Source organism: Pelomicrobium sp. (assembly GCF_036803785.1).
GTDB lineage: Bacteria > Pseudomonadota > Gammaproteobacteria > Burkholderiales > UBA6910 > Pelomicrobium.
Genome location: NZ_DAIRTR010000152.1, coordinates 1 through 6,486 on the forward strand (window position 1 = coordinate 1; position 6,486 = coordinate 6,486).

7 protein-coding genes are annotated in these 6,486 nt (G+C 66.9%); 6 read left to right on the plus strand and 1 reads right to left on the minus strand.

Annotated elements, in window-relative coordinates; genetic code table 11:
• On the plus strand, positions 1-1,703 hold a 1,703-nt coding region (glnE, locus tag V7Q81_RS13790; protein WP_333844343.1), incomplete at its 5' end, for a bifunctional [glutamate--ammonia ligase]-adenylyl-L-tyrosine phosphorylase/[glutamate--ammonia-ligase] adenylyltransferase.
• A 27-nt stretch (positions 1,704-1,730) separates the two neighbouring features.
• Here glnE and V7Q81_RS13795 read toward each other — a convergent pair.
• On the minus strand, positions 1,731-3,038 hold the full coding sequence (locus V7Q81_RS13795; protein ID WP_333844346.1) for an adenylate/guanylate cyclase domain-containing protein: 1,308 nt from the start codon (positions 3,036-3,038) through the stop codon (positions 1,731-1,733).
• 244 nt (positions 3,039-3,282) lie between these two features.
• On the opposite strand from V7Q81_RS13795, the gene V7Q81_RS13800 reads away from it, so the two are divergent.
• From V7Q81_RS13800 to V7Q81_RS13820, 5 genes are all read left to right on the plus strand, one after another.
• Positions 3,283-4,203, plus strand: a complete 921-nt coding sequence (locus tag V7Q81_RS13800; RefSeq protein WP_333844349.1) for a branched-chain amino acid transaminase — start codon at positions 3,283-3,285, stop codon at positions 4,201-4,203.
• 8 nt (positions 4,204-4,211) lie between these two features.
• Entirely contained in the window at positions 4,212-4,418 is a 207-nt protein-coding gene (locus tag V7Q81_RS13805; RefSeq protein WP_333844351.1) for a zinc-finger domain-containing protein, read from the plus strand.
• Between the two features lie 95 nt (positions 4,419-4,513).
• Complete coding sequence (gene waaF / locus V7Q81_RS13810) at positions 4,514-5,548, plus strand: lipopolysaccharide heptosyltransferase II (RefSeq protein WP_333844353.1); 1,035 nt, start codon at positions 4,514-4,516, stop codon at positions 5,546-5,548.
• Positions 5,545-5,967, plus strand: a complete 423-nt coding sequence (locus V7Q81_RS13815) for a nuclear transport factor 2 family protein (protein WP_333844355.1) — start codon at positions 5,545-5,547, stop codon at positions 5,965-5,967. Before waaF ends, V7Q81_RS13815 begins: the two co-directional genes overlap by 4 nt.
• A gap of 22 nt (positions 5,968-5,989) precedes the next feature.
• The coding region (locus V7Q81_RS13820; protein ID WP_333844358.1) for a YheT family hydrolase at positions 5,990-6,486 on the plus strand (497 nt) is incomplete at its 3' end.

Here is a 6,486-nt window from a genome sequence, read left to right on the forward strand (position 1 = left end):
AGCTGAGGCTCATGCCCGAGGCGGCGGTGACGGAGCTCACCGAAGCTTACGAGTTCCTGCGCCATCTGGAGCATCGGCTCCAATACCTGGACGACCAGCAGACCCAGTCCCTGCCGGCCTCGGCCGCCGACCAGGCCCTCGTCGCCGAGGCCATGGGTTTCGCCGGCTGGCCGCTGCTCACCGAGGCCCTCGCCCGACACCGGGCTGCCGTCACCCGCCACTTTGAGCAAGTCTTCGCGGGCCCGCAACCGACGCCCGCCGATGGCACCCTTGGTGCCCTGTGGGAAGAACGGCTCTCCGCCGACCAGGCATGCGCCTGCCTGGTGGAGCTGGGCTACCGGGACGCCGGGTCGATCTGCGACCGGCTTGCCAAGTTCCGGCGGGGACCTCGCTACCAGAGCCTGTCCCGGGCGAGTCAAAAGGTGCTGGACGCCCTAGTGCCGGCGGTCATCGTCGCAGCCGCCCGTCAATCCAACCCGGATGCCACCCTGGAGGGATTGCTCGGGCTGCTGGAGGCAGTGAGCCGCCGGGCGGCCTACCTCGCCTTGCTTAACGAATACCCCCAGGCCCTGGAGCGAGTGGCGAAAGTGGCCAGCGCCAGCCGTTGGGCCTGCGACTATCTTACCCGCCACCCCATCGTGCTGGACGAACTGCTGGACACCCGCGAGCTCTACAGTGCTCCCGACTGGGGCCAGGCGGCCAAGCAACTGCGCCAGCTCCTGGACGACGCCGAGGGTGACACCGAACGGCAAATGGACGTGTTGCGCCACTTCCACCACGCCATGGTGTTTCGCCTGTTGGCCAAAGACCTGGAAGGATTGCTGCCTGTGGAGACCCTGGCCGATCACCTGACGGCCCTGGCGGACCTGATCCTCTCCGAAGTACTGCGCCTCGCCTGGGCGAGGCTCAAGGGCCGCCACCGGGAGACACCCCGCTTTGCCATCATCGGCTACGGGAAACTGGGCGGGAAGGAGCTGGGCTACGCCTCCGACCTGGACCTCATCTTCCTCTACGAAGACCCGGACCCGGCCGCGCCCGAGGTTTATGCCAGGCTCGCCCAGCGCATCAACTCCTGGCTCACCAGTTACACGCCTGCCGGCGTGCTGTACGACACCGATTTGCGGCTGCGACCTGACGGGGCGAGCGGGCTCCTGGTCTCGCCCCTGGAAGCCTTCGCCGCTTATCAGCGGGAGAAGGCCTGGGTGTGGGAGCACCAGGCCTTGACCCGAGCCCGCTTCGTGACCGGGGACGCCGCGGTGGGGGAAGGCTTCGAGGCGATCCGCAGGCAGGTGCTATGCCAGAAGCGGGACCTTACCGCCCTCAGGGGCGAGATCACGGCCATGCGGCGGAAAATGCTGGAAGCCCATCCCAATAAGAGCGGGCTGTTCGACCTGAAGCACGACCGGGGAGGGATCATCGACGTGGAGTTCACGGTCCAGTACCTGGTGCTCGGGTACGCCCACGTGCACCCGGAGCTGACCGCCAACATCGGCAACTTGGCGCTGCTCAGGCTCGCCGCCGCCCTCTCCCTCATTCCGGAGGCCCTCGCTGAGCGGGTGCGGCAAGGCTACCGGGAGTTCCGTCGTCGCCAGCACCACCTGCGGCTGAACGGGGCCCGCTACGCCCGAGTGCCGCACCAAGAGGTGGCCGAGGCAGTGACTGCGGTGCGCGAGCTGTGGCGCACCGTATTCGGTGAGGATTGAGCTGGAAACCGTATCTGCAGGGTTCCCTCAGCCGCTCGCGGCAGCCACCGAGCAGGCGACGGGGCTTTGCTTGCCCGGGACTTTGCGACCGAGGAGCCGGTAGACGGTCATCCTTCCCTTGCCCTTGACCACGATCTCCACCGGGCCCTCGAAAGCATACTCGCCGGCAAGCCGCAGATAGGTGGCGGCATCCACCTGGATGCAGCCGGGAGGGGCTTCCGTGGTGAGCCGGCTGGCGGTGTTTACCGTGTCTCCCCATAGGTCATAGACGATGCGCCGCGTGCCGATGACGCCAGCCATGACCGGCCCCGAGGCGATGCCCACGTGGATGTTGAGCCCGGCGGCGCGCAGCTGCGGGTGGGCGCTGATCAGGGCGCGCATCTCCAGGGCGAGCTCCGCCACTGCGCGGTGGCAATGGAGGTTGCCCGGCGCGAGTCCGCCCGCTACCATGTAGGCGTCCCCCACGGTCTTGATCTTGTCCAGGCCGTGGCTTTGCACCAGGGCGTCGAACATGGAAAAGACCTTGTCGAGCAATGCCACCAGGCGCTCGGGGGATAGCGCCTGAGTGAGCCGGGTGAAGTTGACCAAGTCGGCGAACATGACGGCAACATCGCTATGACCGTCGGCGATGATGTTCTCGCCCGCCTTCATCCGCTGAGCGATGGGCGCCGGCAGGATGTTATTGAGGAGCCACTCGGACTTGCGCTGCTCTTCCTCCAGCAGCCGGTGCTGCTCGTCGAGGCGTGCCTTGATGCGGGCGTTCGCCGCGACGAAATAGGCAAGCAGCGCGTAGACCACACAGGAGACACCTGCGAAGTTCAAGGCGAAGAACACCGCGATGGCCTGCATCGGAAGGGGCACCTGCCCGGGCGCAGCGAGGTAGTAATCGAAGAAGCCGGACAGCGCCGTCATGGCGCCGTAGGCCACGAACCAGGGGATCGATTCCCGTGGGCCCTGCACCACCAGGGCGCCCACCGGCGCGAGCAGCGCCCACAGCATCACGCCTGAGGAGGTCACGAAGCTGCCGATGCTCCATTGCATCAGAAAAGGAAAGAACAGAAATAGGCTGAGGAGCGTCAGGCGGTAGACGACGAAGTTGCCGCTCGCCAGGAAATACACGAGAGAGGCGACCAGGCTCAACTGATAGGCGAGGGGCACGGTGGTGGAGAAGGCCACACCCATGGCCCAGTAGACGGCGAGCCAAACCATGACGCCGAAGCTCATGAGCCCGGCGGCGAAGACCAGCAGTTGGCGCTTGAGGCTCTCCTCCTCCGGCAGCGGCACCCCTCCCGCCGTCCTAAACGCGGCCAGCACCGATGCGAGCCTGCCACCCATTCCCCGGGATTCTCCTTGTGCCTGGCCCACGACCACGCCTCGTGGGCCGAGAAAAAGAAGCAAACCGCAGGCCAGGATCGAAGCGCGCTGCAGACCCTCCCGTGGAGATTTTCCCCTGGACAATTTGGGCCTTGCGCGATCGGGCACGGCGCCGGCGAACGGCCGTGACGCCGTGGCCGTCGGATTTTTGAAGTAAAATGTCGGCCTTTCGACGCGCTGCAGCCGCCTCATGGGAGCCGCCCTTATGTCATTAGCCGACCGCGACGGTTTCATCTGGTACGACGGCAAGCTGGTGCCATGGCGCCAGGCCACCACCCATGTGTGCACCCATACCTTGCACTACGGCCTGGGGGTATTCGAAGGCCTGAGGGCCTACAAGACCGCGCGGGGAACGGCCATCTTTCGTCTCGAGGAGCACACGGACCGCCTGTACCGTTCCGCCCATATCTTTGGCATGAAGATCCCCTACGACCGGCAGACCCTGCTGGAGGCGCAGAAAGAGGTGGTGCGAGCCAACCGGCTGGAATCTTGCTATGTACGTCCCATCGCCTTCTACGGCGCCGAGGCCCTCGGCATCTCGGCCAAGACCATCTCGGTGCACGTGGCCATCGCCGCCTGGCCCTGGGGGGCCTATCTGGGGGCGGAGGGTCTCGAGAAAGGCATCCGAGTCAAGACCTCCTCCTTCAGCCGACACCATGTGAACGTCACCATGTGCAAGGCCAAGGCGGTGGGCAGCTATTCCAACTCCATCCTGGCCAATCAGGAGGCCACCAACGACGGCTACGACGAAGCGCTGCTTCTGGACGTGGAAGGTTACGTGGCCGAGGGCTCCGGGGAAAATATCTTCATCGTGCGCAACGGCGTGCTCTACACCCCAGACCTCACTTCCGCCCTGGAGGGCATCACCCGGGACACGGTGATCCAGCTCGCCCGGGAGGCGGGCCTGAGCGTCGTGGAGAAGCGCATCACCCGGGACGAAGTCTACATTGCGGACGAAGCCTTCTTCACCGGCACCGCCGCGGAAGTGACCCCTATCCGGGAGCTGGACAACCGGGTGATCGGCACGGGCAGCCGCGGCCCGGTGACCGCCCGGCTGCAATCGATGTTTTTCGACGTGGTGAGCGGCCGGTCCGAAAAACACCTCGGCTGGCTGAGCTTCGTTTGAGGCTGCCCATGGAAGAGCACAAGACGGAAAACCGGCAGCGGGTCGTGGAGGTGACCGCCGCCGATCTGCCTCTGCATTGTCCCATGCCGTCCCAGAAGCTGTGGAATGCCCATCCCCGGGTGTTCCTGCCCATCGAAAAGACGGGCGCGTCCCTGTGCCCCTACTGCGGCACCCTGTACAAACTGAAAGACGGGGCGTCTTCGGCCCGCCACTGACCGCCGGCCACCGCCGCCTCGACCGCGGCACCGGGGCAGTGGGGCTCGGACCGCCCCTTTCCCTCTCCCGGACGCCACGACGCGGGCATCGCGCCATGGACAAAATTTTGGTGGTAGCCCCCTCCTGGATCGGCGACTGCGTGATGGCCCAGCCGCTCCTCGCCCGGCTCAAGGCCCGCCCCCGGCCGCCCCGCATCGATGTACTGGCCCCGGCCTGGTCAGCCGCCTTGTTCAAGCGCATGGCGCAAGTGGACGCGGTGATCGAAAATCCCTTTCCCCATGGCAGCCTCAAGCTGCTTGACCGCTTACGTCTGGGCCGGCGGCTGGCTGCCGCCCGCTACGATCAGGCGATCGTGCTGCCTAACTCCCTCAAGTCGGCCCTCGCCCCTTTCTTCGCCCGCATCCCGGTGCGCACCGGCTACGTGGGGGAAGCTCGCTACGGGCTGCTGAACGACGCGCGCCGGCTCGACAAGACCGAACTTCGGCTGCTGGCAGAGCGCTACGCGGCCCTTGCCGAACCGGCGGGGGCACCCCTTGCCCGCCCTCTCCCTTATCCCCACCTGATGGTCGATGCGGCGGCCCGCCGGGCGACCCTCACCCGGCTTGGCCTTGAAGGGGACGGTCCCGTGGCGGTGCTATGCCCCGGCGCCGAATACGGACCAGCCAAGCGCTGGCCAGCCCCCCACTTCGCCGCCCTAAGCCGCGCTCTGGCGCGGCGAGGCTACGCCGTCTGGCTCGTCGGCTCGGCCAAGGACCGGGAGATCGCCCAGGAGATCGCCGCGGCAGCCCGGAACCAGGGCACCGCCCCCGTGTTTGATTTGTGCGGCAAGACCTCCCTCGAGGAAGCGATCGACCTCGTCTCGGCAGCACGCTTGGTGGTGAGCAACGACTCGGGCCTGATGCACGTGGCGGCCGCCTTGGATCGGCCCCTGGTGGCGCTGTTCGGCTCGTCGAGCCCGGCCTACACTCCCCCCCTTTCTTCCCGGGCCCGGGTCCTGCACCTGGGTCTGCCCTGCAGTCCGTGTTTCAAGCGGGTGTGTCCCCTGGGCCACTTTCGCTGCATGCTGGATCTAACCCCTGACCGGGTGCTGGAGGAGCTTGCCCGTCTTGTTCCGGGAGGCGATCCGTGAGCCGGCGCTTCGCCAGTCCCGACGAGGCGGAAAACGCCTTCTACGAAGCCTTCCAGCGGGCCGACCTGGAGGCGATGATGGAAGTTTGGGCCGAAGACGAGGAAGTGGCCTGCATCCACCCGGGCGGCGAGCGCCTCGACGGGTTGGAAGAAGTGCGGGAAAGCTGGCGACGCCTGTTCTCCCGAGGACCCACCTTGCGGCTGCGGATCACCCATCGCCGGGTGTGGCGCGGCGCCCTGATGGCCGTGCACACAGTGCACGAGAATATCCAGGTGGCGGGAGAGGGCTCGGGGCGGGTGATCGCCACCAACGTCTACCTCTTGACTGCCGGAGGCTGGCGTCTGATCCTGCACCACGCCTCCCCCGGTTCGAGGCAGGCACCGCCCGAGGACGAGCCCGGAGCCATCACCCTGCACTGAGCGCTTTCCCCACGAACGCGCCGTGAAAAGATCGCCCGTGCCCCCCATCGCCTACCGCGCCCCCCGCTGGCTCCCGGGCGGCCACCTCCAGACGCTCTACGCCGCGCTCCTGTGCCCCAGGCCTTCGGTGCAGCTCAAGCGTACTCGCTGGGACACCCCGGACGGGGATTTCGTGGACCTGGATTGGCTCGACAGCTCCGGCACGGGGCCTTTGATCGTGCTGTTCCACGGACTCGAGGGTTGTTCCCGCAGCCACTACGCCCAAGCCCTTCTCTTCGAGGTGGAGCGCTGGGGCTGGCGAGGGGTAGTCGCCCACTTCCGCGGCTGCAGCGGCGAGCTTAACCGGCGCCCGCGCGCCTATCACTCGGGGGACACTGAGCACGTGGATTGGGTGCTCCGGTGCCTGAGAGACCAGGAGCCGCGGGCAGCGCTTTTCGCTGTGGGAGTCTCCCTGGGGGGAAATGCCCTGCTCAAGTGGCTGGGGGAGCGGGGTTGCGACGCCCGCGCCGTGGTACGGGC